Below are 24,927 nucleotides of genomic sequence, written 5' to 3'. Positions count from 1 at the left end.
AAGCGGCGTCATGTCACCGGCGTGGGAATCCGGGTGGAGGTGTCCGCCGCGCCGTTGCGAGGTCCGGCGAGCTCGGGTGACGCGGACTGCTGGGTGGTCGGCGCCGGGTTCGATGTGGACGATGCTTGGCTCGCGTCCCGTTTCGCGGTGGCGGTGCCGGCGGTAGACCGCTTGCGCTTGGGGCGAGTCGTCTTGCGGCCGTTGAGCCACTGGGTGAGGTCGGTGGCCGGTACGTCGGTGAACTTGGCCAGCTCGTCAACGCTGATGACGTCGCTGGACTCAGCGAGGACGTCGCCGAGTTCTCGCTCGACGTCGCCGAGTTTCTCGGCCACCTCTGCCCGCAGCAGTGCGAGTTCACCGACGCGCTTGGCAGCAGCTGCCCGCTTCGCGCTGCGGGCCGCGTCGGCTTGCTCGACGCGGCGTTCGATCTCTTCAGTCGTCGCCATCCTGGTCTCCTTCCCCGGTGTGGCACTGAACTGGGTACGAGCATGTGAAGGTCGTCATGGGAGTACTCCGGAGATTCCGCGTTGCGGTTGGGCCTGCCCGGTTCCCGTGACGGTGATTGAGCCGATGCTGACCAGCCCGAGCAGCTGGGTCGGCTGGTCGATGCTGACGGTCACGTTCACGGTGGTGCCGGCGACCGAGACGGTGCCGGTGTGGCCGGCGGCGGCGAGGTAGCTGCGGGCCGCGGCGCTGGCTTGGTGTGGGACCAGGCGCAGGGTGCCGTCGGTGCGGTAGGCGGTCAGGTCGATTTCCTGGGCGCCGGCCCGCGCGGCTTCCTGCGCCTCGCCCATCGCACGGACCTTGGCGGCCAGGGCGAGCCCGCCGTCGAGCACGAGCCCGGCGAACAGCAGCGCGGCGAGGGCGATGATGACGACGAAGGCGGTCACCCGGCCGTCCTGGTCTTCGCGCAGCCGGCCGGTTCGGCGGCGCAGCGATGCGGCCACCCTCATGGCGCACCTCCCGCTTGGGCGTTGGGGGCGGTGCCGCGCCAGACATCGACCGGGGAGGAGAAGCTGGATTGGAACGTCCGGCTGCCGGGCACGCCGAGCGAGGTCAGGTCCCCGAGGCCGACGCTGCAGGACACGGTGACGGTCACCGTGGAGCCCGGCTTGAGTCCCTGAGTGTCGGTAGACACCGACAACGACTGGCAGGTGATCCCCGCGGACGCCAGGGCTGCGCTGGCGGTGGCTTGGGCGTTGGCGGTGGCCTGCGATGGGGTGCGGGCCAGGGTGGCGGCGCGGGCCGCTTGGTGCGCGACGTCGTTGATCCGCAGCTTGGTGTCGGCCAGCCGACCGCAGAACACCACGAACAACAGCAGCAGGATCAGCAGCGGGGTCAGTAGAGTGAGCTCGGCCGCAGCGGAGCCTCGTTCGTCCCGGCGCAGCGCGCGAATACTCGCGCGCATCGAGCGCGCGAACGCGGGAAGACGGCGGGCCGCAGTCATGGTGCCACCGCCCCTGCACCGGTCGGCGGGGTGAATTTCTCAACGGGCCCAACGGCTTCGGCGTGCACCGTGAAGGTCGCGAACGGAATCACGTTGATCACGGTTCCGGTGACCGTCACGGATGCTTGGTTCGGTCCTCGCTGGACGTTGACCGATGTTCCTTGCAGCGGGCCACTTCCGAGTTGGGTGAGGACTCGTTGTCCTTCGGCATTGCCCGCGGCAGTGCTGCCGCCGTACACGCGTGCTGCGGACAGGGCTTCGGAGGCGGCGGCTTGGGCTATGTGGGTGGCGTGCATGTAGAGCGCGAACTGCGCGATCAACAGGATCAGCAGCAACAGCAGGGGCGTGGCGATGACGAGTTCGACCGTGCCGGCGCCACGCTGATCCGTCCGCAGCCGGCGCAGCGCCGCCCGCACACGTGTCCGGTGTGGACGCTCGCGTGTGTTCGGCGTGCGGGGTCGGCTGGGGCGTCGAGGCATTGTGGTCACCGGCCTACAGGTTGATGCCGTTGGCTTTCTGGGTGACCTTAATGACGATGATCGCGATGACCGCGATGGCCAGCGCCGCCAGCAGGGCGGTGACCACGACCGCTTCGGTGGAGTAGCCCGCCTCGTCGCGGCGCAGCCGCTCCAGCTCGCCCCGGATGCGGGCGATGAGGATCTGAACTTCGGTGAACATCAGCTTCTCCCCCGTGGTTCGGGGTCCGGTATGGACAGTTCTTGTGGAACTCAGAGACCTCCCAGCACGCTCGCGAGGGCTGGGAACCCGATGAAAATCAGGAATCCGCCGAACAGCATCACCACGGGAAGGCTCATGCGTTCGGTGGCTGCTTGCGCTTCGCCTTCAGCGTCGGTGAGTTCACGGGTGCGCAGCGCCGCGGCCTTGGCCGCGAGGCTGGCGCGAACGCGGGCGCCTTCGGTGCCGGCGAGGCTGACCGAGGCGGCTAGCTCGGACAGCTGATGCACGTCGAGCTCGGTGCCGAGCTGACCGAGGGTCGACCACGGTGTGGTGCGGGTCAGCTTGGCGGTGACCAGCGCGCGGCGCAGCTGTTGGAAGGCCCAGCCCTTGCCGATGCCGACCGCGTCCGACAGCGCGCCGTCGACTCCGGCGCCGCCGGCCAGCAGGACCCGGATCAGGTTCAGGTAGGCCGACAGCGCGTGCCGGAAGGTCGAGCGCCGCCGCTCGGCTTCCTGCCGCACGCTGATATCCGGCAACAGGAATCCACCGAGCGCGAAGAGCAGGCTCGCGACCGCGGGGACTTCCCAGCCGAGACCAACGTCGGCTACGACGAGCAGCAGTTGCATCAGGATCGGCAGCAACAGCCCGGTCAGCGCCAGCGTGGCCTTCTCGGCCAGGTGGTGCTCGATGCTCTTGCCGGTGACCGCGAGGTCGTTGCGCAGCTTGCGGTTGGGCAACCCGAGTGCGGCCAACGGCTTGATGAACGGCCGGCCCACGCGCAACGCCCAGCCGTCGGAGTCCGCGGTGAGGATCGGTGGCGGCGCGGGCGTCGCGTGCAACCGGTCGACCAGAGCGCGCAGCGGCGGCCTCGGCGGGAACACGTAGATCACGAGCGCCCACAAGCCGACGCCGAGCCCGGCGCCCCACAACAACGCGCTGATCATGACGACGCCCCCTTCCCGGTGAGCAAGTCATCGACGTCCACGTCGGCGTCGTGGGGCCGGATCGTGGCCAGCTCCGTGAGGAAGCGCTCCGGCTCACGCATCCGCGCAATCCTTGCCAGCCAAGCAAAAGCTGCCGCGAACAGCGCGCCGACGAACAGCAACATGATTTGCCCGAACGCGGAGTCGTAGGGGGCGAGGTAGCCGCGGTTGAGCAGCACCAGCCCGATCGCGAAGGACAGCGTGGTGATCACGATGACGCGCACGCTGGTCCGGGTACGGGCGCGGCCGGCCTCGACGCGCATCCGCATGGACGCCTGCTCGCGTGCCTCGCTGGCGAGTTCGCCGAGCAGGTCGGCCAGCTGCCGGGCCTGGTGCTCCGCGGCCAGCACGAGCGCGGAGATCACCAGGTCCGCGGTGGGGTCGCGCAGCTGGTCGGCGAGGTGGCGCAGCGACGGTGCGAGGCGTTCGCCGCGCTCCAGCCGGACGGCGAGCTCGGTGATCTCCTCGCGGATCGCCTCGGGGCAGGCCGGGGCGGTGGCGAGGATGGCCTGTTCCAGACCGGCCGCGGCCACCAGGGTGTCGCGCAGCATCTCGGTCCACCCGGCGATCGCCTCGATGCGTTCGAGGTGGCGCTTGTGGTCGACGTTCGAGCCGAGGATTCGCGGCAGGCCGACGACGGCGAGCGCGGTCAGGATGGCGGCGACCACCCAGCCGGTGACCGCGCCGACGGCCAAGCCGGCGAGCACGGCCACGACGAGCCAGCCAACCCGCTTGCGGTCATGCCGGGCGGCCAGCCAGGCGCTCAGCCGCGACGGCGTCGCCGGACGGGCGGGTCGGCCGCGCAGTCCGGCGGCGATGAGCAGGACACCGACGGCCACACCGGCACCGAGTAGGCCGAACAGGGCGGCGGTCGTGGTCATGGCGTCCACCACCCTTCGCGCCGCTCGAACAGGTCCGGGTCGTAGCCGGCCTCGACGAGCAGGCCGACGGTGTCGGTGCGCAGCGGCGCGCCCGGTACGGCGCGCAGGTCCGGGCCGGGGCGCCAGACCTCGTTGCTGATGATCTGTGCGCCGTCGGCGCCGACGACTTCCCGGATCGAGGACACCACGCGCTTGCTCGGGTCGTCGCGGGGCTTTTCCAGGTGCACCACGAAGTGCAGCGCCGCGGCGACGAGCAGGTTGGTCGCTTCCATCGGCAACCGCTCGGGGCCTTGCACGGCGTAGGCAGCCAGCTTGGTGAACGCACCCTGACTGCTGGAGGAGTGCAGGGTGCCCATGCTGCCGTCGTTGCCCATGGACATCGCGTTGGTCAGCGGGATGACCTCCGGGCCGCGAACCTCGCCGACGATGACCCGGTCCGGGCTCATCCGAAGGGACTGCCACACCAGGTCCGACAGCGAGATCTCGCCCTGCCCTTCGATGTTCGGTTCGCGGGCCTGCAGCGCCACCACATCCGGGTGCGCCTCGGCGTCCTCGCCGAGGCCGAGCTCGAAGACGTCCTCGATGGTGATCAGCCGCTCCCACGACGGGATGGCCGAGGCCAGGCCGCGCAGCAGGGTGGTCTTGCCGATCGCCGTGCCGCCGGTGACCAGGACGTTGCGCTTGGCCCGCACCAGGGCCTTCAGGAAGCTCTCCAGCGCGACGTCGATGGTGCCGTTCTCGCGCAGCTCGGCCAGCGTGACCTTGGCGAACCGGTGCCGGCGGATCGACACCGACGGGCGCGCGGTGACCGCCATGACCGCCGAGACACGCTCGCCACCGGGCAGCTGGAAGTTCACGATCGGGCTGCCGCGGTCGAAGCGGCGCTCCTCCACCCCGGAGCGGGTCGCCAGGTCGCGGATGAGGTCGATCAGCTCGGTGTCCGAGCCGACCACCGGGGGCAACCGCTTGCGGCGGCCGTCGGCGTACTTGACGAAGACACGGTCGCCGTTGATGTTGATGTTCTCGATGTCGGTGTCGGCCAGCAGCGGTTCCAGACCGGCCAGGCCGAAGACCTCGTCGAGGACCTGGCGGATCAGGCGCTGCTCGACCTCGGGCGCCACGAGCATCCCGCCGGTGGCGGAGTTGCGCAGCTCGGCTTGGGCGTGCGCCTCGGCCGCGTCGGTCAGGATCGCCTCGGCCAGCCGGCGGCGTGCTGGGGCGTCCATCGGCGGGCGGCCGGCAGTCTCATCAGCCCGGATGCGCCTGCTGAGTTGGGTGGACAACTCCTCGCGCAGGTGCTGCCGCAGCCGTTCCACCGCGGCGGCTTCCCCGGCGGGCCGGTGTGGCAGATCCGCCGGTCCAGGCGTGTGCTGGGCAGCCAGGTTCGGGCCGGCGCCGTTGGTCGACGCCGCCAGGCGCGGATCACCGACGTCAGGCCGCGTCATGGCGTCGCCCCGTTACGGGTTTGCGGCCCGAGCGGTTGCAGCGCCGCACCCGAGACCGGCTCACCCGGAACTGCCAGCCGCAGGTGCGGGGCACGGGCGCCGTTGCCGGTCGGCTGGTGCCCGTGCGCATAAAGGTTGAGCGCGATCCTGGCGGCAGCCCGCCCCAGCGCGGACTTGTCGGGCCCACGTCGGCCGGTGCCCTGGCCACCGAGCACCGCGGCGCCCTTGTCGTCGCGCGGCACGCGACCCATCACCGGGATGCGCAGCGCCTGGGAGACCTCCGCGGTCGGGTAGCCGTCGCCGACCAGGACGAAGCACGGGCGTCGTGACCACTGTTGGGCGGCCTGCAGCTTGAGCGCGACGTGCGCGAGCTCGTCGTCATGTGGGCGGGCGACCAGCAGCATCGCGTCCGCGCTGCGGATGATCGGGAAAGCGGGTGAGTCCGGATCGACCCGGCCGCAGTCGGCGATGACCGTGGTCTCCGGCTGGTCTGTGGCCCGACGCAGCGGCGAGGACGGGCCCGAGGCCAGCACCGTCAGGGCGGCGCGAGCTTGTTCGGCACCGACCGGGCCGAGCACCACCCGCAGGCCACCGGGGAGACGCTGCGTGTGCTGGACGAGCAGATTCGGATCGGCACCGCTGCGGCCTCGTGCCGCCGCGGCCAAGCTGACCAGACCCGGTGTGTCGGGCAACCGGAAGCGGGCCATCAGGTCACCGCCGGCAGGGTCGACCTCGACCACGATCGGGTTCTCCTGGCCCGGCCAACGGGCCCCGAGCGCGGTCGCCAGGGTGGTCACACCCGGCGACCCTTTCAGCGAGCAGACGGCGATGAGCATCAGCGGCCTCCTCCCGCGATCGCGACCAGACTGAGTTGCCCCGCCGGAGCCGAGGCCAATGCGCGAGCGTCCGATTCGGACAGTTGCAGCGACACCACCGTGGTCTGCTCGGTCTCGCGCGTGGCAATGCTCGTCACCACCGCGGTCCACGACGACGTCTGCCCGGAACCGGTCGACGTTCCGGTCGTTGTGCCCTGCCCTGGAGTCGTGAGCACCGCGACGGTGGTACCCGGCGACAGGTCGGGCGGGAACTGTCCCGGCTTCAGCCCCACCGCAGCGATTGCCTTGCCCTGCAACGGAATCTGCGGTGCGCCGAGCACCGAACGGGTCACCAGCGAGCCAGCGGGCAGGCTGAACGCAACCGGCTGACCCACCACTGTGGACGCAGCCGATGCGGGCATCACGTCCATGCCGGAGTCCGCGGCCATGCTAACCTGCTTGAGATCCTGCGCCGTCAGAACTTGGCCCACGGCAACAGGACGGGCCAGTGCGAGCACACTTTCCCGGTCACCCAGCTGTATTCCGGCGAACACACCGCCGGCCGCGCACACCAGGACCAGCAGAACACCGAGCAACAGGTAGGGCACGCTGCGTCGCCGGCCGCTGCCGCTCAAACGCGAAGGAGTCTTGCCGTCACGACCGGCCCACGCGTTCGGCGACGCCGGTTTCTGCGCCGTCGTGTCCGTGCTGGTCGAACCTGCGGTAGTGGTCACCACCGACCTCCTTCAGGCATGACGCCATCGCGACGCGTCGACTCGGGTGTTCGACGTGCCTTGTTCGCAACAGGGTGTTTCGTTGTGCACGCCCGCCCTCATGAGGCGGGAGGCTTCGCTCAGCCGGTCGCGATTCCCTGGCTCTCCGCCACGCGGAACGCCACCGAGGCCGAGGTCGTCATGTTCGGGAACGTGCCGCCCTGGCCCGCGCCCGACCACGTCACGGTCCAATTCACCGTGGCGGTCACCGGGAACGCGTCCGCGCGCTGCCCGGCTGAAGACGTCTTGTAGGTGTAGCCGCAATCCGGCGAGGCGCTCTTCGGATCACCACCGGCAGGGAACGGCGAGCCAGGGCCGGTACAGGTCACCGAGCCGCCATCACCCATCGACCACGTCACCGAGGTCGGCCTCGCGACCGCAGTCACCGACACGCCCGGCACCGACGCGGTGGCCGAAACGTCACCCCAACTGCTGCGGTCCAGCCACAACCACGTCGGCAGGCTGACCAACTGGTCGCCAGCCGGGTTCGCCTTGATCTTCGGAGTAGGAAGCCGCAGCTGGTTCCGCGCCTGCGCCGCGAGCTCAGCCGGCGACGGCAACGGCACCGGGCCGGGCTGGCCGTCCGTGATCCACACCGGCGGCCGGTACAGCGCATCCGCGAAGCCGGGCCCGGTGCACTTGTAGACGTACCAAGCGCCGGACGGCGGTTGGGCCTGCGCGAACCGCGGCTGCGCGACCGCGAACTGCGCGGTGGCCGGCGCGCTCTGCGGCCGGTACACCGCGGGCACCGCGGTGACCGCACCCGACTTGGGCGGCACGTGGAAGGCCGCCGGCTGCGCGCCTCCCGGTGGCGGGCCCTGATAGTCACTGCGTTCATAGCCGCACTGGGCCAGATTGTTGTTGCCGCCGATGATCGTGTCGCCGTTGGCGTTGGCCTGCCCCGTGCCGGGATTGGTCTGGCCAGGGTTGCTGGGCTTGCCGTTTCCGTTGCCCTGGTTTCCGGTTCCAGGCCGAGGGTTCTTGCCTGCGCCGAGCTCGCAACCAGGGTTGGGGTACTGGCTGCAGTCGGTGAATCCCCAGCCGCCGTCCGCGAACGCGGGTACCGCGGTCGCCACGAGCACGGCCGCAGACAGGCCGGCAACGACTCCTAAACGTTTCAACACGAGCCCACCGCCTCTACTGCGAAGCGGGTGACCCTCCACGTGCCGTCCTGCTGCTTCTTGACTTCCGCGGTGATCGAGCGTCGCCCGCCCGGTGTGTCGTTGACCAACTGGCCGTTCTTGTACTTCAGCCAGCCGCTGTCATCTCCGCAGTCCGAGATCATGACCGTGGTCGGGTTGTCCGGCGGATCCACCTTGGACACCTGGGGGTTCGTCTTCGGCTCGCCCTTCGTCACGACACCGTTGAGATGGTCCGTGTACAGGCTGCGGTTGATCACCCCGAGCGCGTCGCCGGTCGCGTACTTCGCGAGCTCAGGCGACTGCCAGTCGGCGGTTTCACCGGCCTTGGCCATCTGCCGCCACATGCCCGTGTAGGCAGCCGTCGCCTGCTGACGTGCCGTGTCCGCCGGAGAAGCCGACGACGGCGGAGCGCTGGTCGTCGATGGCGGCGTTGCCGCCCCAGTCGTGCCCCCAGGCGTCGAAGACGAGTTCGAACTACAGGCCGCGAACGTCAGCGCCGCGAGTCCAACTACTGCCAGTCCCACCCTGCGCCGGCCGTTGCGGCCGTGTACGTTGCCCCCGACCACGTGCACCCCCTCGGATCTGCGAAAATTCCTTTCGATCTAGTGTGGTACTCCTCACGTCTACCTGGCGCCCCCTAGGAGACCGCAATGTCCCTATGAAGGGACACAAGTGTCGGAACAGCAAAAACAGGGCAAAATTCACCCGAATGGGCTAATGACAGCGTGTCCAAATGGCGCTGAGTAGTAGGTTCGCTACACCGGAAGGCCGTAATCAGGGGGCTACAGGGGGTAGATCGTTGGCAAACTCCGTCACTCGTGCGAACCGGCGAGCGGCACGAGATCCACGGTGACGCCGGTCAGCATCGCCGGCTGGGGCCTGGTCGGGCTCGCACTTGCCAGCGTCCTGCGTATGGCCGTCCAACGGAGCTCGATCCTCCCAGCGAAGGGCGAGCGGCTGGCGCCACCAACCCTGCTGGAAGTGGTCACCGCCGCCCTGTTCTCGGTCCTCGCCTGGCGCATCGGCGCGGAACCTGACCTGTTCGCCTACTCCTGGCTTGCCGCTGCCGGTGTTCTGCTCGCCGCGGTGGACTGGAACTCCCGCACGCTGCCCACCAAGCTGATCTGGCCCAGCGGAATCATCCTGGCCGCGCTGTTCAGCCTGGCCGCCGTCCTCAACCGCGACGCGTACCCGCTCATCCGCTCCGCGGCCGGCATGCTCGCGCTCCTCGCGTTCTACGGAGCGCTCTATTTCCTTCAGCCTGGCCAACTCGGCGGAGGAGACCTCCGGCTCGGTGCCCTTCTGGGCCTTGCCCTCGGGTGGGCTGGCTGGTCGACGGTTCTGGGCGGCACGCTGTTCGGATGGTTCAGCGCTGCCGTCGCTCTGCTCGTGCTGCGTATCGCTCGGCGATCGGAGCCTGGCCGTGACGTGCCGCTAGGTCCGTTCCTGATCATCGGTGCCTTCGCCGCCTTGCTCATCCAACCGACGAATTGACGTCGTCCACGGTCGGTCTGTCGACCGCCTCTTGGCAACGCCTCTCCCGCGCTGGAGCCGGGCGTGTCACTCGGAATAGTCTGTGGCGCCTGTGGCGAGGGCATCGTGAGCACGGGCCAGTCGTTGCGCCATGTCGGGCCGCAGCATGGCCTTCGCCTCGGCAAGTTCGACGAACGCGAAGTCGCTGATCTCTGGATCGGAGATGCTGATGGTCTCCACCTGCGTGGCAGACAGCGTGCCTCCGTCGAAGATGAACACCAATTGGTCGTCCCACGGCCCGTGAGGTCCGATCCAGTCCAGAACGAGGACGCGGCCAGCGACCACGGTGAGCCCGAGTTCCTCGGTCAGCTCGCGCTCGCCTGCTGCCCTCGGCGGTTCATTGCTTTCCGCCATACCGCCAGGCAGGTCCCAATTCTCCTTGTAGGTCGGATTTACCACCAGGATGCGTCCGGCTTCGTCACGGATCAGCAGGTCGGCGGCCACACGCTTGCGTGCCTGCTTGGCGTTCCCTTCCGCCAGGTAGGCGAAGCGTGCCTCGTCGTCGGTCATACCGGCCACGACGAGACCGCGCCGTTGTGTTCACCCGAGGTGGCGGATAGGCCGGCCAACGCGGCGAGAAACGACGAGACCTGCCTCGACCGCGGCGCGAGGCTGAGCACGCCGCCGAGGGCACGGAGCTGGTGGACAACCCTGGCTGAGCTCAATGAGACGGTCGTGCTGCAAGCTTCGTGGCCGATCGCCGCTGCCTCGTCAACCCGGCCCGCATGCACCAGAACGTTGGCCAGGGTGAGCTGGGCAAAGGTCCGGCTTCGGACCCGATCGCCTGACCGCAGTCGGATGACCTCGCGGGCACGGCGCTCGGCTTCATCGAGTTCCGCCAGTTGCAGGAAGCACAGCGCGGCTTCGCTTGCGAGTGACGCTTCGTCGAACGCGGCGATCCATTGGGCGGGTTGCTCCGCCGTCGCTTCGTCCAGGATGCTCTCGGCGTCCTCCAACGCCTTACTGCACCCGGCGCGGTCACCGATGAGGGCGAGACCACGGGCGCGCATTGTGTGCAGTCGGGCGACGAGACGCGAGGTGCCGTAGGCAGCTGTGGCTTGCCCGAGCCCTTCGACGGCGATGCGGACAGCGTCGTGGGGCTGCCGCAACTCGATGGCCAGATGCGCCATCGAGGCGCAGCTGTTCGCTGCCAGAGCCCGGTCGTCTCCTGCCATTGCCAACCGGAAAGCGCGATCGAAGTACCTTCGCGCGTTTGCGTCGTTCCCGCTGTCATGTGCCATCCATCCGGCAATCTCGGTGACTGACGCGGCGGCTGCGAACAACCGAGGAACCGACACTCCGTGGGAGGGTGACATCAACTGCGGCCCGATCTGCTGCGTTAGGTAGTGCGCAACTGACGGATACAGTGCGCCCCCACCGATTCGGCGGTCGGCGATTTGCAGATCTTGAGCTGTCGTGAAGATGCTGTCGACGACTTCCGCGCCGTCGAGATCGCTCAACCGCGCCGCGTCTCCCGGAGCAACTGCCGAAGCGAGTGCGCGGTCCGGGGCGCTTCCACCCAGCATTGCGGCCAGGCTGGCAGGTGTCAGCTGAAGAGCCTTCGCCAGGGTAGGCCGCATCCACGGCTGAGGTGATTGGACGCCGCGCTCCCAGCGGGCAACCGTAGATCGGTCGACCCCCATCTCTTGTGCGAGCGTCTCCTGTGTGTATCCCAGGGCTTCGCGACGTTCCGCGAGGCTTTGTCGCCGCACAGCCATACCGTCTCCGTCCGCACCGATAGCCCCAGGATCGTCCCGCTGCCGTTTGCCCAGGTCAAGCCCGGGCTTACCTAGCGAGGCCATTGCACCCTAGTCGATCTTCATTGCCCGCGGAGCACCGCGCGATGACCACTGGTCGACCACCCAAAAGGGGCGCCAACTATCACAGGCCGCCCTGTGGTGTCTCGCATTTCTGCGGCCAGTACCCAGAGTATTGCGCGGTTTCACCCGTTCGGCACAACCACGCCCGATCGAGATTTCCGCAGGTCACGACACCTGCCGCCCCGTGCACGCCCCATCGCCGCCGCGCTCGCGCTCTGGTTCGTGTCGGGCGGCGGACGTTTAGCTGCATTGGCGGGTTCGCAGCGGTCCTACCAGCACCGTTGCTGTTAGAGCCCACCGTTCGCCCGGCTTCGCCGAGCGAACGACTAAACGCTCGACGCTATGGGAGTAGCAGAAGTTCGGGACATAAGTAAATCGGGACTCGCTGAGTATCGGAGTAGATGATGAAACTCTCCCAGCGATTCGCGGAGCTTTCGGTTCCGCGATGCCCACAAACAAAGCTCGCTGTGCCGCGTTTCCTCGTGCAGCCGGTGTGGGTACGGAGTTGGGCCACCGCACGAGGCGGTGACGCACGATGAACGACCGCGGACCTTGGGCGGTGACGTGCCGCGATGTCGCCGGCCGCCCTCGGAGCCTGACGGTGCTCGTGCGCGGCTCGGAGGTCGTAGTGGTGGCGCCTGCGGGTGAGGCCGCCTCGCTCGACGCTGCCGAGGCCGAGCAGTTCCGCTCCGCCTTCACCAAGGCCAAGGAGGTGGCCGCCACCCCGGCCCCCGGTGGACTTGGCGCCTCCGAGGGAACCGGCACGGCGAGCACGGTGAAGCAGTACAGCGGCGGTCATCCCCCAGCCGTCGTGGGGCGCCCTGCTTCACCGCCATGTCGCGGCGGAATCACGACCCCGATACCTGGTTCCGCTGCGATCCCCGCCCTGCGAGGTGAGATTGCATGATCCCGCTGGCCCCGGTGATCACCGCGGTCGCCGCCGTGGTGTTGGTCAGTTGCCTGCTGTGCCGCGCCTTCCGGCAGCGCCGCCGTTCCGATGTGACTTCTACTGGCAGGCACCGACTTGCCAAGTTGCCGCCCGTTGGAAGGCACTGGCGCGAACCGCACCAACATCCGTCGCCGGTACTCGTGCACGCGCTGAAGACCGTTGGCACACACGGCCTGGGTTTCATTCGAGAAAGCGAAGCCGTATGAGGTGGCCGACATCAAGGCGTCGCGTTCACTCGGCACTTCCCAGGCAGTTCCGAGCATTGCCTGACGTTGCCTGACCTGAACTGCCTCGCGCCGCCTGTCGTCCAGCGCGATCTCGCGCGGTGTCACCACCGCCTCCTCGATCACGGCGGAGCTGGAGTTTTCCCGTTGAGGCGCTCTGGCTCCGCCGCACCATCCCTTGCATTAAGGAGCACACCATGTCCACCGCCACAGCAGCTGACGTTCAGCAGCGTGAAGCGGCTCACGAAAGTTCGCAGTCGAAGTACACCAAGTTTCTCAGCTGGCCGACCACCATCGAGCCGTCGACCGGCGAAGTCCGGCTGCGTCTGGGTGACACCGTGGACGCGCTGGTCATGCGGGCCGGGCTCGGTGGCCAGGTAAACCATCAACTCGTCCAGGCGATTCTCACGGCCCCGGTCATCGTCGTGCCCGGCATTCCAGGCACAAAGCCCGACGACTGGATCTTCCTGACCCAGCCACGTACGCGCATGCGGGAGTCCACCATCGCCGACCTGATGTCCATACAGGTCGGTTGGTATGAGTCCGATACGACGATCCCGTTGCCCGCCTTCGGTTGCACTGAAGGTGGGCTGCGCTGGCTGGCGTGGCCCGAGGCCGGCCTGGAGTTGCCGACCTGGGGAGTCGTCGTCGGTGCTGTCCGGCGCACCTTGTCGCGGGCATGGTGAGCATGTCGACTACCCAGGCCGAGCACAGGCACCCCGAACACGTCGTCGTGATCGCCTCCGGCGGACTGGATTCGACGGTCCTGGCCTACTGGCTGGCGGCCCGACACTCCCGCCTGACGCTGCTGTCGTTCGACTACGGACAGCGGCATCGCATCGAACTCGATCACGCCGCCGAGATCGCGCGGCTGCTCGACAGTCCACATCGCATCATCGATTTGACCAGCCTTGGCACGTTGTTGACCGGATGCGCGCTGACTGACACCTCTGTGGCGGTACCGGACGGGCACTACACCGATGAGTCGATGGCGGCCACGGTGGTGCCCAACCGCAACGCGATCATGCTCGACATCGCCGTCTCGGTCGCGACCTCCGTCCGCGCCGACGCGGTGGCGTTCGGCGCACACGCCGGAGACCACGCCATCTACCCCGACTGCAGGCCCGAATTCGTCGAGCGGTTCGCCCGCAGCGTGCAGGCCGCCAACGAGGGCCTACTCGTGCCGGACTTCCAGGTGCTCGCACCTTTCCTGACGTTGTCCAAGACCGACGTCGTACGAGTCGGGGAAGCACTGGAGGTGCCGTTCGCGCGAACGTGGTCGTGTTACCGCGGTCAAGACGTCCACTGCGGCACTTGCGGAACCTGTACGGAACGGCGGGAAGCCTTCCGTGGCAACGACATCATCGACCCCACCGTGTACCGGGCCGCGTAGAGGGGCGTGACGACCGTGGACGTAGACGCCTCCGGGGCCGGGCCTGAGCGGGGCCGTCTTTCCTCGGGTCACAGCTCGCGCGTGTTGGGTTGCGAGCCTGACGTCAGTGACCGGGGGAGCGTGCCTGCCGCCCAAGCAGCGCCGACGCTAGCGCACCGCTGTGCCGCGCCGCCACCCCGCGGCCCGCAAGCGCACTCGCTGATGCCGATGCTGGATGAGAAGCACCTGCGAACGGCCTTGAGGCAGTGCGGTCGGCGCACCTCGGCGCCCGGCGTGGACCGGATGACCCTGGCGGAGTTGCGTCGGCGCTCCGGCGAACTGCTGCCTCGGCTGGCAGACCAACTGGCCGATGGCACCTGGCGACCAGGACCGCTGCGGGAGGTGCGGTTCCCGACCTACACGGGTAAATCGATGGTGGTCTGCGTCCCCACGCTGCTCGACCGGCTCGTACACCGCGCACTGCGCAACGCCATCGAACCGATCCTCGAAGCCCGTGTGCTGCGCGACTGGGTGTCGGGTTACCGACCTCGCCGCAACCGCATCACCGCGCTGCGGGCCGCCGCGGCCCACGCCGAGGCCGGTTTCCGCGCAGTGGCTGACGTGGACGTGGCCTCGGTGTCCGAGGGCGTCACAGTCGACCAGGTCGTGGACTGGTGTGCCCACCACGTCCATGACGGCACCTTCCTCGGCCGTATGCGCACCGCGTTGACCGCGATGCCGTATCCAATCGCTGCTGGGTCGGGACTCGCACCGATGCTGATCAACCTGCGGCTGTCGAGGCCGGATGCGCTGCTGGACGGATTGCGGGTGGTGCGGTTCGCCGACAACTACGCGGTCTTCTCCGCCGATGAGGCAGGAGCACGAGACGCCTTCGCGGTCATCAATGCCGCGCTCGCCGAGTTCGGGCTCCGTCCCAACGAGTCCAAGAGCCGAGTGCGGCTACGCGCGAACGTCGAAGACCTCTTTCTGATCGGGGGCTGACTGAGGTGAACGTCGAGTGGATCGAGGTGCCCGGTGGGACTTGCGCGTTCGGCGATGACGCCCGACCTGCCGAGATCGGCACCTTGCTGTGGACACGCACCCCGATCACCTACGCCCAACTGAGCGGCGGACGCACCAGTACACGCAGCCTGCACCCGGTCACCGGCCTCAAACACGACCAGGCCGTTCAGGTCGCGCACGCTCTGGGCGGCAGGCTGCCGACCTCGGCGGAATGGGAGTGGATGGCGGCCGGGCCCACGGGCCGACATTGGCCATGGGGCGATCAGGAGTGGACTCCGGAGCTGGCGAACCTGAATGGCTCAGGGCTGGACGCCACGAGTCCGGTCGACACCCACCCCGCCGGCGCGACCCCTGAAGGGCTGTTGGACGTAGCGGGCAACGTGTGGGAGTGGACCGCTCGCTCGACGATGGGCAACGGGGCGGTCCTGCGTGGCGGGTCCTACGCCTCGCTTCCGCTGTACGCGCGGTCAACGTTCCTCAACGCCGCGCCCGCCGAGCTGGCCTCGGAGGGCATCGGGCTTCGGGTGGTGCGCCGACCATGACGTTCGCCGCCGCCATCGAGCCTGAGCAGGGCCTGGTCATCGTCTCTTGCAGCCGCGAGAAGCTCGTTACCACCGATCCGACTCCGGCGCTGGAGCTGTACCAGGGCGCGCTGGTGCCTCACTTGCGCGAACACCTGGCCCCCAACTACCAGGTGCGGATCAGGATCCTGTCCGCGGAACACGGCCTGCTGCACCCCGAGGACCTGGTCGGCACGTACGACCACAAGCTTCGTAGCCGCGGCGAGGCCGAAGCCCTCCGGGCTCGGGTGACCTCGCGCCTCGCCAACGACCTGCGTGGCAAGACGCTGCGGCAGGTGCTCGTGGTGTTGGAGCCGCTCTACGTGATCGCCGCCGAATGCCTGTTCGATCACGTTCCGCCGCTGGAGTTGGCGGTGTTGCCGGAACCGACCGATTGGTTGGGCGCAAGGCGAGTGCTGTCCCGTTGGGGCTGGCTATGATCGACAACTCCGTACCGCTGCGGGAGGAGTTGCTGCGGCACGGCAACAACCACAGCTCCAGCACTCATGCTTGGGAGGCTCTCGCCGACGGGATCGGCTGGCACCAGCCCACTCCGTCGGACTGTTGGCTGGCGCGCTCGCGCACCGTCTCGGTGGTCATCCCCGCCCACGAGGTCGGTTACAGCCTGCCCACCGTGCTCGACGCTCTGGACGCCCAGCATCGCCAGGACGAGTTCGAGGTCATCGTCGTCGACGATGCCAGTGCTGACGACACCGCCCAGGTCGCCGCGCGGCACCGGGTGGTCGACCGGTTGGTGCGGCTGCCGGAGCGGATGGGCGCGGCCACCGCCCGCAATGTCGGTACCGCGCTCGCCCGAGGTCAGACGGTGCTCTACCTCGACGGCGACATGGTGGTTCCCCCACACGTGCTCACCGACATCGCTGCTCGCGCCACCGATACCAGCGTGCTGGTCGGGTTCCGCCACAACCTGCGCCACGAGGTCCACTCCCACGACGCGGCCATCCTGGCGCGCATCCCGAATCTCGCGGCCGATCACCGGGTCGTGTGGCGGCCACCGCCGAACACCACGCTGCCCTACAGCGGGATCACGCTGCCCGAGCCGCTCGACGGCCGCCCGCTCGACGACACCCACGACTTCATCGACCTCGGGTACGGGCAGTCCTACTACGACTGGGACCTGCCCCGCATGGTCGTCACCGCGCTGGTCGCCGTACCGCGCGCCGCCGTGCTGGACGTCGGCGGGTTCGACGCGGAGTTCGGCCGCCTTGGGTGGGGCATGGAGGACACCTACCTCGGCGCCTGCCTGATCGCCGCCGGGCTGCTGGTCATCCCGCTGCGCCAGGTCGTCGGCTTTCACCTCGATCCACCCGACGCAGCCGAGCAGTGGCAACACAAGCTCGCCGGCTGGCCGCGCACCCTCGCCCGCTACCGCGATCTGCTGGAGCTGCCCGCTCCGCGAGGACGCTCCGAAACCTTCATCGCCGCCATGTCCGAGCTGCTCACCCACTGCGAGGTACGCCCATGACTACGACAACGACGACCATCGGACGTGCCTCGGGGCGCCGGATGGTCGGCTGCGGCACGCGCGGCGGCAGCGGTGTCGCCTACGACCCGCTCACCGGCATGACCCACCGAACCGGCCAGCCGATCCTCACCGGACGCACCGCCCTGGCCCACGAGAGCATCACCGCACTACCGGAAGTCCACCCCGGCGAACTGGGCGACGTAATGCCGGTGAGCGTGTGCTGGTCGCCCATCGTGCGCTGCAACCTGGCCTGCCCGCAGTGCCTGGACGACAAGACCGTCGCGGAGCTCGGCCGCGGCGAACGTGCCGACGTCGCGGCCAGGATCGCTTCTTCCGGGGTGCTCGGCGTGGACGTCTCCGGCGGCGAACCGCTGTTGATCCGCGACCTGCCCACCCTGCTCGATGTGCTGGTCGACGGCGGCTGCGCGGTCAGCGTCACCACCAACGGCACCCACCTGCCTCGCCGCGCCGAAGCCCTCGCCCGCCGGGTCGACGCGATCCGGGTCAGCCTCGACGGCCCCAACCCCGAGCGTCACGATCGCTGGCGCGGCGAGGGCAGCTTCGCCAAGGCCGTCTCCGGCATCCGCGCCGCCCTCGCCCATGGCATCCCGACCCAGATCCAAGCCGTGCTCATGCGCTCCACCGCCGCCGGACTACCCGCGCTGGTCGAGCTGGCCGACCGGCTCGGCGTCCACGGCCTGACCGTCCTGCAGTACCTGCCCTTCGGCGAAGGCGCGTCGCTCGCCACCGCCGAACAAGTGCCGGACGAGGAGGCCCACGACCTGATCGGCGCGCTCGGCACGCCCCCGGTCCCGGTGCGATTGCGCACCCGCGCCGACGCCGCCGGGTTCACCGTCGTGCGCGCCGACGGGCAGGTCTGGCGCAACACGCCGGATACCACCGCCATCGCCGCCCTGCACCCGCTGACCGGGCCGGTCAGCCTGGCCGTGACCGGACGGGACGGTTCGGCATGACCCGCACCGCACTGCGCGTGTTCGAGCACCAGCGCATCTGGCGGGTCACCCCCGAGGCCCTGAGCGACGCCTGCCTGCTGCTGTTCGCCGCCATCAGCCGCGACCACCCGAAGGTCGACCACGTCATCGGTATCGCCAACGGCGGCGTCGCCCCCGCCCGCATCCTCGCCGGCCGCCTCGGTGCGAAACCCCGAACCGTGCAGGCCCAGCACAACGCCGACGACGGCCTGTACCGCCAGGCCACCGGCAAGGTCACCGTGGACGTCGACGCCTTTCGCCGGAGCATCGGCCGCAGCAAGCTCCACGGCGCCATCCTCGTTGTCGACGACATCTGCGGCAGCGGCGCCACTCTGCACAAAGTCCGCAACGTCCTCACCCCGGTCCTCGCGCCGGACGCTCACGTGATCACCGCGACGTTGTGCTTGAACACCGGGGCCGAGACCTGCCCGGACTACTCGGTGTGGACGGTGTCGGACTGGGTCAGCTTTCCCTGGGAGAAACGCCCCGCCCAGCCGACCACCGACATACCCATCCCCGCGCAGGTGACCAGCCATGCCTGACGCCACCAAGCCGGTCACCGTCGCATTCGTTCTGGCTTCCTACGCCCCCGACGCGCCGGCCGGGATGGAACGCGCGACCGCCGCCCTCGCCCGCGGACTGCGCCAGCTCGGACACCGGGCCCTGATCATCACCGCAATCGAGCCCGACTCGACCGAGGACGAGGTCGACGAGGACCTGGTCGTGCTCGGCTCGGTCGGGGTCACCTTCCCTGCCAGCGACGACGAACTGCGCGAGGCAATCAGCACCCACGGCCAAGACAAAATCATCGCCGCTGACCTCCGCGCTCTCTACCGCCGCCATCACGTGGACATCGCCGTGTACGTCGACGCCTTGTGGGGACTCGGACGCCTCGCCCCAGCTTGCGACGGAGTGCGCACAGTGCTGGCGATGCACGTCGTCGGCCACGACCAGGACCTCGTACCGGCCTTGGAACGCACCGACCTGGTGATCGTGCCGTCGACCACGGTCCTCGGCCATGCCCACGACCGGGACTACGACAGCACCTGCTGGCAGATCGTGCCCAACGCCCTGCTCGGCAACCACAGCGCACCCGATGCCAGCCAGCGCGAGGCGCTGCGGCGGAGCGGGCCAGTGCGGGTGCTGGCCCGGCTCGGGCCGGAGAAGAACGTCCGCGCTCTGCTCGACGCCGGCCGCCTCGTCGACCGCGGCGTCGAGGTCGTCCTCGCCGAGGCCGGGTTCGAGCACGCCGCCGGCGCACAGGCCGCCGAGTATCGTCGCTGCGCCCACTCGGCCGCCTACCTGTTCAGGGGCAGCGTCCGCGACGACGGCCTGCCCTGGGACCAGGTCCAGCCGTGGCTCGCCAACGCCGCCGTGGTCATCGTGCCCTCGACCAAGGAGACCTTCGGCCTCGTCGCCTTGGAGGCCATGAGCGTCGGCACCCCGGTCGTCGCCTTCGACGTGGACAACCTGCCCACCCTCATTGGCACCGGGGAAGGAGCGGGCGGGATCGTGGTGCCTCGCGCCCACGGCGAGTTCGGGCTGTGGGGTGCCGCCGAAGTCCTCCTCGACGATCCGGTACGCTACGCAGCGCTATCACGGGCTGCGTACTACCGCTCGCGGGACTATCTGCCCACCACAGTCGCCCATGACTTCCTCAAGGCGGTGCGGTGATGAATGACGTCCCTCTTCTGCTGGTCGACGGCCACAACCTGCTCTGGCGCGGAGCCTTCGGCTTCCCGGCCGCGATCTTCTCCCGCGACAAGACACGCGAGCTGACTGCCGAGTTCGCCTTCTTCGCACTACTGCGCGTAGCGATCCGCGAGGAGTTCACCTCCCCGCCGGAGGTGATCGTGGTGTTCGACGGCCAGAACGGCGCGGCCGAACGTCAAGCCACCGACAGCGACTACAAGGCGAACCGCGTCCTCGACGAAGCCGCACTCAAACCCATCCGCGCCATCCCACACGTCCAGGAAGCGCTGACCGCCTACGAGCTGGCCTGGATCGAGATCGACACGGCCGAGGCCGACGACGTGATCGCATCCCTCGTCGCTCGCGTCCGCCGCGACGACCCCGAGCGCCGAGTGTGGATCATGTCCGGCGACCGTGACTTCTACCAGCTCATCGACGAGCACGTCCGGGTGGTCAACACCGCCATGAAGCGAGGCCGCCGCCACATCGAGCCCGGCACTGTGTTCGACCGCTACCAGGTTCAGCCGACCCAGTGGGCGGACTTCCGGGCCCTCACGGGCGACCCGGCGGACAACATCCCCGGCGTGCGCGGGGTCGGCGCGGGCACTGCAGCCAAGCTTCTGGCCGGTGGCCTCACTCTCGACCAGCTGGCCGACGCGGGACGGCTCATCGGCACCAAGGGCAAGGCCGTCCTCGAAGCCTGGGACCAGGTCCTCGGCTGGCGCGACCTGATCAGAATGCGCACCGACGTCACCCTGCCCCTGCTACCCGCCGGCCGCAGCAGCCGGAGCCTGCCCAAGCCTGCCGACGTCATCGACAAGCTCGGGCTGTGGTGATTCCACTGGTCGCGTTCATCCCGCCCGCCTCGGTGTTGACCGTGATGGCCCATCCCGACGACGCCGAACTCTGGGCCGGCGGCACTCTCGCCCTCTGCGTCGCCGCCGGGGCCGACGTCACCATCGCCGTCCCACGTCACCCCGAGCCCCGCGCCAGCGAGGCCGCCGCCGGGGCCGCCGCACTCGGCGCCGGGCTTCATCAGATCAACCAGGCCACCGCGGGGACCGTGCGCGAGCTGCTGCTGGATACAGGCCCCGAGGTTGTCCTCACCCACCCGGTGCGCGATGTACACCCTGACCACCGGCGCATCGCCGAAGCAGTGTTGGAAGCCCTTCCCGAGGTCGTCATCGCCACGGGACACCCCCGCCGGGTCTACACCACCGACACCTACAACAGCCTCACCCTCGACGGCCCCGTTCCCGCGCACACCACCGTCGACATCACGACTACCTGGGTCACCAAGCAACGCGCCCTGGCCGCACACGCGTCCCAGCCCATCACCGAGCACTTCGGACCAATGGCCGAGATCCTGGCCCGGCTGTGGGGCGCACGCATCGGCGTCGACCACGCCGAGAACTTCGTCCCGCTTCCTGTCCTCGGACGTCTTCCCGCCGCGCTGACCCTGTGACGCCGTCGGACGATGGTGTCAGTCTGCACGTAAGGACGCCCTCGCTTAGAAACTACGAGAACAGCGCGCACACACGATCGAGTTGGGCGAGGAACTCGGGCTCACGTTCGTCGCGTCGTCGCCAGAGGACGGCCAGCCATCGCAGGGCGATTGTGCGTCGGGCGGCAGCGAACCTTGACCGGTTCTGCCGGTTCACGCCGAAGTCGTCCTCTAGGGTCCGCCAGGTGCTGTCGGGAACTTGCCGAGCGCTGATGTGCTCGATGTGGTCTGCAGCGTCCACCGCCCGATCGCTCCAGCCGCTGAACTCGAAGTCGACGACGTGGAGCCCTTCGTTCTCAGACAGCCAGTTCAGCAAGTTGGCGTCGCCGCGCGAGAACACGGCTGGCGTGGGGCGACGCAAAAGGCCGACATCCCCGCTAGCCTCCCAGCGGTCGAGCAAGGTCCGCATTTTCCCTGTATGTGCGTCGTCGGCGGCGGCCAACTGCTGTGGCCAGATGTCGGTCAACCGCGCGATGTAGTGGGTGATCGAATCGACTCGTGGCCAGGAGGCCAACGGCTCAGCCATCGGCAGTGCTTGCATGGCTCCGGTGGCGGCGGCAATCCACGGCAGCACCAGCTCGGGATTCGTCAGCTCGGGTATCGGTCGGCCGGGAACGAAGCTCATGCCGAGTGCGGGTTGGTCTGGATGATCGTCCCGCCATAGTGGCTGCGGAGCGAGACCAAGTCCAGCAACATGGTTCAATCCGTGCCATTCCCGAGCCACGCGGTTCTTGTCGGTCTTGCGGTAGAGCTTCAGGCAGACTTCGCCCCATTGGAAGACATCGCTGTTGCGACCGCCGCTCAAGGGGCACAGCCGCCACTCGTGGAGCACGGCTTCGAGTGGCAGCTGTCGACCGCGCGCCGCTCGGAGGTCGGCCAAGAGTTTGTGAGGCACGACGCGGCTGGCGGCCGAGAGTGATGTCAACGTGTACTCCGGTCTCAGAAGGCGGACCACGACCACGGCCGTTCGATCTCGCCTCTCAGGCACGCCACCCGATGGCGTACCTGTTCCGCGGCTTCTGGGCTGGTTGTGGCTTTGCCGAGGACGAAGGCAGTCCACCGGAGTTCTCTGATCGTCGCCAGGGTGCGGTAGCCGGGCCAGGCGGTCATGTCGTAATCGCCGTAAGCGTCCACAAAAGCCTGGTAGTCCACCTCCGTGATCCGGGCGAAGTCGGTGTAATCGACCGCCAAGGAGACCAGGTCCCACTCAGGAGGCCCGATCCCGACATGGTCGAGATCCAGCAGCACGGGGGCGCCGCCTGCCCTGGGGACAACAACGTTGCCCTGCCAGGCATCGCCATGGATGACGCGCCGAGGCAGTTCCGGAACCAGCACCAAGTACTCACTGTGCAGCTGCCCTGCGAGATCTCGAAGCCAGGCCCGGTCATCCTCGGGCAGGATGGTTCCGCCGTCGATTGACTCGCGTAGCCCTTCGAAGGGGTCAACAACGGGGAACGAAGGCGATTCCGGCACCTCTAGGGCGTGAAGGCGCCCCAGTACCGCGCCGAGTTCGGCCGGCGTGGCGTGGCGGTGGTCAGGAAGCTGTACCCACCATGTGACGGGCCGATTCCCAACAACCGTGGGCTGGTCGATGTCGTCGACGGCACGCACGACGGGGATCCCGGCATCAGCCAGCCAACGCGACGCCTGGATTTGACGGGCGGCCACGAGCTGCGAGCCCGGAGGGCCCACACGAGCGACGACCCTACCGGCCACCTGGTAGATGACGTTCGTACCGTCGCGGATCAACATCGCTTCCGCGGTTGATACGCCGGCCTTCCTGCCCGCTGCCGTTAGCACGTCACGTGGATCTCGCGACAGGACCAAGTTCGTGTCCACATCAGACATTGGTCATGGCCGATGTCGCGAAGTCCGAGAGCTCGGCCACTTCTGGTATTGACAGGTGAGGTTCACACGCTCGTACCAGTTTGGACAGTTCCTCGCTCATCCGCCGCGAGTGCAACATCGGCGCATCGGCGATGGCTTGCCGTCCAATGTCGACGGCCTCCCACGGGTCGCCGATCGTCATGTTCAAAGTCGCCAACCGCGTCCTGGAGAATGCCCGTGAGCGAGGGTAAGCGTCGCTGTGCAAGCGGATCGCCGTTTCGAGGCGTCCGGCGGCGTCACCCGGCCGCTTGTCGGTCATAGCGAGTGGAGTGAGTGCTCGCGCGCTGCTGCCCGCATGTTCAGCCTCGTCGTAGTAGATCAGCCAGGGCGGGTCCGTCTCCGCTTGACGCCCGACGAAATGCTCGTCGGCGCGGTCGACCTCAGCTCGCGCTTCGTCGTGGCGGCCCAGCATCGCCAGCAATCGAGCGCGGACGACGCCGATCATCGCCCTCGCGGTGGCGGTCAGCCGGTCAGCCCGGACTTGGGCGAACTCGATCAACGACAGGGCGTCGTCCAAGTTGCCCAAATAGATGGCTTGGCGCGCCATGTCGGCGAGCGTCGCGGCGCGTAGTTCCCACGACCCGCCCTGTTCTGCGCACCATAGGCCGAAACGGAAGCATCGTGCTGCGGCGTCCTGGTTTCCGACGTCGAACGCTGAGAAGGCCACAACCCCCGCCAGGTTCCCGACGGCCTCGAACATCCCTGCTTCGACGCTGGTGCCGGCCTGAGAGCTCAGCAGGCGGCTGGCCCACCGCAGGTGGGCGAGTCCTGCCTCACCGGCCATGCCGCCGCCGTAGAGGTTCTCGCTGGCGGCCAGCGTGCGCGTCATCAGCCTTACCTGCTCGACCTCGGCCCACCCGACACGCCGAGGAGGCTGCACGTCCAAGGTCAACGGCTTGAGGAACTCGGCTGGGCTGGCTCCCACGTCAACATGTGCAGTCGGGTCGTATCCGGCCACGCCAGTGGAAGCGGAGCCTGGCAGCGCCAGGGAGGTTCCGTGGGATTGCCCTGGGACTTCTTGTCCGGTGCTCAACTGTGACGGACTTGTCGGGGCGTCAGCCGAGACCGGTCCGAGCAGGGCGTCCAATTCATCGAGGGAAACATCAAGCGCTGTCGCGATGCGGGGCCTGCGCCATGGCTGAGGAGTCAGGGCACCGCGCTCCCACCGGCCAACGGTCGAGAACTCCACACCGACGGCAGCAGCGAGGCTCTCCTGGGTGAAGCCCATCGCCTCGCGTCGAGCTGCGAACGCTTCACGCCTGTTTCCCACGCGTTTACCTCACTCCACCCGCTCACACGTCCGCTACGCCTGGGCTTAAAGACGATGCTTGCCTTGCCCCGGCATAGGGGTTACACGTCCTGTTCGATGCGCTCGAAGATGTCGATGTCCGTCGCCCTCTGCCAGTCCGGCAAGTCGTCCCAGTCCGCGACGTAGGACGCCTTCGGCTCGGGGAAGTGCTTGAAGATCTGGCCAATCCAGCACAGCGCGACGAAACGGCCTTTCTGGTCTCGGGTGAGCTTGGCGGTGGCGCCATCGGTAGCCTTGATGAAGGCGAAGACCTGGTCGTATACAGCGGTCGCGGCGTCGCGCTCCCAGTCCGGGGTCTGGTCCCACGGCGTGATGTATCCGGGCTTGGGCTCGCCGGGGTAGTGCTTGGTGACTCCAGCGATCCACGCCTCGCGGAACACGCGGCCTCGGTCATCCTGCATCCTGTTGTCCT

At 68.5% G+C, this 24,927-nt stretch carries 31 protein-coding genes and 2 pseudogenes; 13 read left to right on the top strand and 20 right to left on the bottom strand.

Going from position 1 to position 24,927, the window contains the following annotated elements; all coding sequences use genetic code 11:
* Positions 1–8: 8 nt before the first annotated feature.
* From H5411_RS33760 to H5411_RS33705, 12 genes are all read right to left on the bottom strand, one after another.
* The gene (locus H5411_RS33760) at positions 9–446 is read right to left on the bottom strand and encodes a hypothetical protein (protein ID WP_110341339.1); all 438 of its coding nucleotides are present in this window, start codon (positions 444–446) and stop codon (positions 9–11) included.
* Positions 447–500: 54 nt separating this feature from the next.
* Positions 501–953: a pilus assembly protein TadG-related protein gene (locus H5411_RS33755; RefSeq protein WP_237338358.1), complete on the bottom strand. Its 453-nt coding sequence runs from the start codon at positions 951–953 to the stop codon at positions 501–503.
* Positions 950–1,447 carry a TadE/TadG family type IV pilus assembly protein gene (locus H5411_RS33750; protein ID WP_233520034.1) on the bottom strand — a complete coding sequence of 166 codons (498 nt, stop codon included), beginning with the start codon at positions 1,445–1,447 and terminating at the stop codon, positions 950–952. The genes H5411_RS33755 and H5411_RS33750 overlap by 4 nt, the downstream gene beginning before the upstream one ends.
* Positions 1,444–1,863, bottom strand: a complete 420-nt coding sequence (locus H5411_RS33745; RefSeq protein WP_233520033.1) for a TadE/TadG family type IV pilus assembly protein — start codon at positions 1,861–1,863, stop codon at positions 1,444–1,446. The genes H5411_RS33750 and H5411_RS33745 overlap by 4 nt, the downstream gene beginning before the upstream one ends.
* A gap of 76 nt (positions 1,864–1,939) precedes the next feature.
* Positions 1,940–2,125: a hypothetical protein gene (locus H5411_RS33740; protein WP_112277136.1), complete on the bottom strand. Its 186-nt coding sequence runs from the start codon at positions 2,123–2,125 to the stop codon at positions 1,940–1,942.
* Between the two features lie 50 nt (positions 2,126–2,175).
* The gene (locus H5411_RS33735; protein WP_112277132.1) at positions 2,176–3,069 is read right to left on the bottom strand and encodes a type II secretion system F family protein; all 894 of its coding nucleotides are present in this window, start codon (positions 3,067–3,069) and stop codon (positions 2,176–2,178) included.
* Positions 3,066–3,989: a type II secretion system F family protein gene (locus H5411_RS33730; RefSeq protein WP_110341582.1), complete on the bottom strand. Its 924-nt coding sequence runs from the start codon at positions 3,987–3,989 to the stop codon at positions 3,066–3,068. Before H5411_RS33730 ends, H5411_RS33735 begins: the two co-directional genes overlap by 4 nt.
* Positions 3,986–5,434 carry a CpaF family protein gene (locus tag H5411_RS33725; protein WP_110341331.1) on the bottom strand — a complete coding sequence of 483 codons (1,449 nt, stop codon included), beginning with the start codon at positions 5,432–5,434 and terminating at the stop codon, positions 3,986–3,988. Before H5411_RS33725 ends, H5411_RS33730 begins: the two co-directional genes overlap by 4 nt.
* The gene (locus H5411_RS33720) at positions 5,431–6,270 is read right to left on the bottom strand and encodes a chromosome partitioning protein (RefSeq protein WP_110341329.1); all 840 of its coding nucleotides are present in this window, start codon (positions 6,268–6,270) and stop codon (positions 5,431–5,433) included. The genes H5411_RS33725 and H5411_RS33720 overlap by 4 nt, the downstream gene beginning before the upstream one ends.
* Complete coding sequence (locus H5411_RS33715) at positions 6,270–6,884, bottom strand: SAF domain-containing protein (RefSeq protein ID WP_183126141.1); 615 nt, start codon at positions 6,882–6,884, stop codon at positions 6,270–6,272. The genes H5411_RS33720 and H5411_RS33715 overlap by 1 nt, the downstream gene beginning before the upstream one ends.
* A gap of 218 nt (positions 6,885–7,102) precedes the next feature.
* Positions 7,103–8,185: a hypothetical protein gene (locus H5411_RS33710; RefSeq protein WP_312878672.1), complete on the bottom strand. Its 1,083-nt coding sequence runs from the start codon at positions 8,183–8,185 to the stop codon at positions 7,103–7,105.
* A complete protein-coding gene (locus H5411_RS33705; protein WP_233520032.1) occupies positions 8,140–8,496 on the bottom strand; it encodes a hypothetical protein in 357 nt (118 codons plus the stop codon). Before H5411_RS33705 ends, H5411_RS33710 begins: the two co-directional genes overlap by 46 nt.
* A 517-nt stretch (positions 8,497–9,013) precedes the next feature.
* Between H5411_RS33705 and H5411_RS33700 the strand changes: the two genes are divergently transcribed.
* Positions 9,014–9,658 carry a prepilin peptidase gene (locus tag H5411_RS33700; protein WP_110341324.1) on the top strand — a complete coding sequence of 215 codons (645 nt, stop codon included), beginning with the start codon at positions 9,014–9,016 and terminating at the stop codon, positions 9,656–9,658.
* Between the two features lie 66 nt (positions 9,659–9,724).
* Here H5411_RS33700 and H5411_RS33695 read toward each other — a convergent pair whose 3' ends face one another.
* From H5411_RS33695 to H5411_RS48625, 3 genes and pseudogenes are all read right to left on the bottom strand, one after another.
* Positions 9,725–10,207, bottom strand: a complete 483-nt coding sequence (locus H5411_RS33695) for an NUDIX domain-containing protein (protein WP_110341322.1) — start codon at positions 10,205–10,207, stop codon at positions 9,725–9,727.
* Positions 10,204–11,157 carry a tetratricopeptide repeat protein gene (locus H5411_RS33690; RefSeq protein ID WP_233520040.1) on the bottom strand — a complete coding sequence of 318 codons (954 nt, stop codon included), beginning with the start codon at positions 11,155–11,157 and terminating at the stop codon, positions 10,204–10,206. Before H5411_RS33690 ends, H5411_RS33695 begins: the two co-directional genes overlap by 4 nt.
* A 78-nt stretch (positions 11,158–11,235) precedes the next feature.
* A pseudogene (locus H5411_RS48625) lies at positions 11,236–11,415 on the bottom strand (helix-turn-helix transcriptional regulator); the annotation flags it as partial.
* Between the two features lie 1,005 nt (positions 11,416–12,420).
* Between H5411_RS48625 and H5411_RS33685 the strand changes: the two are divergent.
* The 12 genes from H5411_RS33685 to H5411_RS33630 all read left to right on the top strand — a co-directional run bounded on the left by H5411_RS33685 (position 12,421) and on the right by H5411_RS33630 (position 21,280).
* On the top strand, positions 12,421–12,672 hold the full coding sequence (locus tag H5411_RS33685) for a hypothetical protein (RefSeq protein ID WP_146240081.1): 252 nt from the start codon (positions 12,421–12,423) through the stop codon (positions 12,670–12,672).
* A 215-nt stretch (positions 12,673–12,887) separates the two neighbouring features.
* Positions 12,888–13,376, top strand: coding sequence for a hypothetical protein (locus tag H5411_RS33680; protein ID WP_110341316.1), 489 nt, complete (start codon positions 12,888–12,890; stop codon positions 13,374–13,376).
* A gap of 2 nt (positions 13,377–13,378) precedes the next feature.
* On the top strand, positions 13,379–14,083 hold the full coding sequence (gene queC / locus H5411_RS33675) for a 7-cyano-7-deazaguanine synthase QueC (protein ID WP_110341314.1): 705 nt from the start codon (positions 13,379–13,381) through the stop codon (positions 14,081–14,083).
* A gap of 282 nt (positions 14,084–14,365) precedes the next feature.
* On the top strand, positions 14,366–15,064 hold the full coding sequence (locus H5411_RS33670; RefSeq protein WP_246369555.1) for a reverse transcriptase domain-containing protein: 699 nt from the start codon (positions 14,366–14,368) through the stop codon (positions 15,062–15,064).
* A gap of 5 nt (positions 15,065–15,069) precedes the next feature.
* Positions 15,070–15,627, top strand: a complete 558-nt coding sequence (locus tag H5411_RS33665; RefSeq protein ID WP_110341310.1) for a formylglycine-generating enzyme family protein — start codon at positions 15,070–15,072, stop codon at positions 15,625–15,627.
* Positions 15,624–16,085: a DUF6884 domain-containing protein gene (locus H5411_RS33660; RefSeq protein WP_110341308.1), complete on the top strand. Its 462-nt coding sequence runs from the start codon at positions 15,624–15,626 to the stop codon at positions 16,083–16,085. The genes H5411_RS33665 and H5411_RS33660 overlap by 4 nt, the downstream gene beginning before the upstream one ends.
* On the top strand, positions 16,082–17,131 hold the full coding sequence (locus H5411_RS33655; protein WP_110341306.1) for a glycosyltransferase family 2 protein: 1,050 nt from the start codon (positions 16,082–16,084) through the stop codon (positions 17,129–17,131). The genes H5411_RS33660 and H5411_RS33655 overlap by 4 nt, the downstream gene beginning before the upstream one ends.
* The gene (locus H5411_RS33650; RefSeq protein ID WP_233520030.1) at positions 17,128–18,105 is read left to right on the top strand and encodes a radical SAM protein; all 978 of its coding nucleotides are present in this window, start codon (positions 17,128–17,130) and stop codon (positions 18,103–18,105) included. The genes H5411_RS33655 and H5411_RS33650 overlap by 4 nt, the downstream gene beginning before the upstream one ends.
* On the top strand, positions 18,102–18,665 hold the full coding sequence (locus tag H5411_RS33645) for a phosphoribosyltransferase (protein WP_110341302.1): 564 nt from the start codon (positions 18,102–18,104) through the stop codon (positions 18,663–18,665). Before H5411_RS33650 ends, H5411_RS33645 begins: the two co-directional genes overlap by 4 nt.
* Positions 18,658–19,797: a glycosyltransferase family 4 protein gene (locus H5411_RS33640; protein ID WP_110341300.1), complete on the top strand. Its 1,140-nt coding sequence runs from the start codon at positions 18,658–18,660 to the stop codon at positions 19,795–19,797. Before H5411_RS33645 ends, H5411_RS33640 begins: the two co-directional genes overlap by 8 nt.
* Positions 19,797–20,651, top strand: a complete 855-nt coding sequence (locus H5411_RS33635; protein ID WP_110341298.1) for a 5'-3' exonuclease — start codon at positions 19,797–19,799, stop codon at positions 20,649–20,651. Before H5411_RS33640 ends, H5411_RS33635 begins: the two co-directional genes overlap by 1 nt.
* Positions 20,645–21,280, top strand: a complete 636-nt coding sequence (locus tag H5411_RS33630) for a PIG-L deacetylase family protein (RefSeq protein ID WP_233520029.1) — start codon at positions 20,645–20,647, stop codon at positions 21,278–21,280. Before H5411_RS33635 ends, H5411_RS33630 begins: the two co-directional genes overlap by 7 nt.
* 52 nt (positions 21,281–21,332) lie before the next feature.
* Here H5411_RS33630 and H5411_RS33625 read toward each other — a convergent pair whose 3' ends face one another.
* The 5 genes and pseudogenes from H5411_RS33625 to H5411_RS33610 form a co-directional block, all read right to left on the bottom strand.
* Positions 21,333–22,151, bottom strand: a complete 819-nt coding sequence (locus H5411_RS33625) for a phosphotransferase (RefSeq protein WP_168214097.1) — start codon at positions 22,149–22,151, stop codon at positions 21,333–21,335.
* A gap of 107 nt (positions 22,152–22,258) precedes the next feature.
* Complete coding sequence (locus tag H5411_RS33620; protein ID WP_237338361.1) at positions 22,259–23,158, bottom strand: phosphotransferase enzyme family protein; 900 nt, start codon at positions 23,156–23,158, stop codon at positions 22,259–22,261.
* Between the two features lies 1 nt (position 23,159).
* Entirely contained in the window at positions 23,160–24,035 is an 876-nt protein-coding gene (locus tag H5411_RS33615) for a hypothetical protein (protein WP_233520039.1), read from the bottom strand.
* 258 nt (positions 24,036–24,293) lie between these two features.
* Positions 24,294–24,476: pseudogene (locus H5411_RS48620) on the bottom strand (helix-turn-helix domain-containing protein); the annotation flags it as partial.
* 80 nt (positions 24,477–24,556) lie between these two features.
* Positions 24,557–24,916 carry a hypothetical protein gene (locus H5411_RS33610; RefSeq protein ID WP_110341576.1) on the bottom strand — a complete coding sequence of 120 codons (360 nt, stop codon included), beginning with the start codon at positions 24,914–24,916 and terminating at the stop codon, positions 24,557–24,559.
* Between the last annotated feature and the right edge of the window lie 11 nt (positions 24,917–24,927).

This window comes from Amycolatopsis echigonensis (genome assembly GCF_014174495.1).
Taxonomy (GTDB): Bacteria; Actinomycetota; Actinomycetes; order Mycobacteriales; family Pseudonocardiaceae; genus Amycolatopsis; species Amycolatopsis echigonensis.
Note: the sequence above shows the minus strand (reverse complement) of the source record. Positions and strands in the feature narration are given on the sequence as shown.

Bases quoted from the DNA above. Each gene is read 5' to 3' on its own strand.
- H5411_RS33650 (WP_233520030.1), top strand. From the start codon at position 17,128: ATGACTACGACAACGACGACCATCGGACGTGCCTCGGGGCGCCGGATG.
- H5411_RS33750 (WP_233520034.1), bottom strand. From the start codon at position 1,447: ATGACTGCGGCCCGCCGTCTTCCCGCGTTCGCGCGCTCGATGCGCGCG.
- H5411_RS33645 (WP_110341302.1), top strand. From the start codon at position 18,102: ATGACCCGCACCGCACTGCGCGTGTTCGAGCACCAGCGCATCTGGCGG.
- H5411_RS33680 (WP_110341316.1), top strand. From the start codon at position 12,888: ATGTCCACCGCCACAGCAGCTGACGTTCAGCAGCGTGAAGCGGCTCAC.
- H5411_RS33725 (WP_110341331.1), bottom strand. From the start codon at position 5,434: ATGACGCGGCCTGACGTCGGTGATCCGCGCCTGGCGGCGTCGACCAAC.
- H5411_RS33720 (WP_110341329.1), bottom strand. From the start codon at position 6,270: ATGCTCATCGCCGTCTGCTCGCTGAAAGGGTCGCCGGGTGTGACCACC.
- H5411_RS33735 (WP_112277132.1), bottom strand. From the start codon at position 3,069: ATGATCAGCGCGTTGTTGTGGGGCGCCGGGCTCGGCGTCGGCTTGTGG.
- H5411_RS33670 (WP_246369555.1), top strand. From the start codon at position 14,366: ATGACCCTGGCGGAGTTGCGTCGGCGCTCCGGCGAACTGCTGCCTCGG.
- H5411_RS33740 (WP_112277136.1), bottom strand. From the start codon at position 2,125: ATGTTCACCGAAGTTCAGATCCTCATCGCCCGCATCCGGGGCGAGCTG.
- H5411_RS33610 (WP_110341576.1), bottom strand. From the start codon at position 24,916: ATGCAGGATGACCGAGGCCGCGTGTTCCGCGAGGCGTGGATCGCTGGA.
- H5411_RS33695 (WP_110341322.1), bottom strand. From the start codon at position 10,207: ATGACCGACGACGAGGCACGCTTCGCCTACCTGGCGGAAGGGAACGCC.
- H5411_RS33755 (WP_237338358.1), bottom strand. From the start codon at position 953: ATGAGGGTGGCCGCATCGCTGCGCCGCCGAACCGGCCGGCTGCGCGAA.
- H5411_RS33760 (WP_110341339.1), bottom strand. From the start codon at position 446: ATGGCGACGACTGAAGAGATCGAACGCCGCGTCGAGCAAGCCGACGCG.
- H5411_RS33730 (WP_110341582.1), bottom strand. From the start codon at position 3,989: ATGACCACGACCGCCGCCCTGTTCGGCCTACTCGGTGCCGGTGTGGCC.
- H5411_RS33615 (WP_233520039.1), bottom strand. From the start codon at position 24,035: ATGACGCGCACGCTGGCCGCCAGCGAGAACCTCTACGGCGGCGGCATG.
- H5411_RS33660 (WP_110341308.1), top strand. From the start codon at position 15,624: ATGACGTTCGCCGCCGCCATCGAGCCTGAGCAGGGCCTGGTCATCGTC.
- H5411_RS33640 (WP_110341300.1), top strand. From the start codon at position 18,658: ATGCCTGACGCCACCAAGCCGGTCACCGTCGCATTCGTTCTGGCTTCC.
- H5411_RS33685 (WP_146240081.1), top strand. From the start codon at position 12,421: ATGATCCCGCTGGCCCCGGTGATCACCGCGGTCGCCGCCGTGGTGTTG.
- queC (WP_110341314.1), top strand. From the start codon at position 13,379: ATGTCGACTACCCAGGCCGAGCACAGGCACCCCGAACACGTCGTCGTG.
- H5411_RS33705 (WP_233520032.1), bottom strand. From the start codon at position 8,496: ATGGCCAAGGCCGGTGAAACCGCCGACTGGCAGTCGCCTGAGCTCGCG.
- H5411_RS33655 (WP_110341306.1), top strand. From the start codon at position 16,082: ATGATCGACAACTCCGTACCGCTGCGGGAGGAGTTGCTGCGGCACGGC.
- H5411_RS33635 (WP_110341298.1), top strand. From the start codon at position 19,797: ATGAATGACGTCCCTCTTCTGCTGGTCGACGGCCACAACCTGCTCTGG.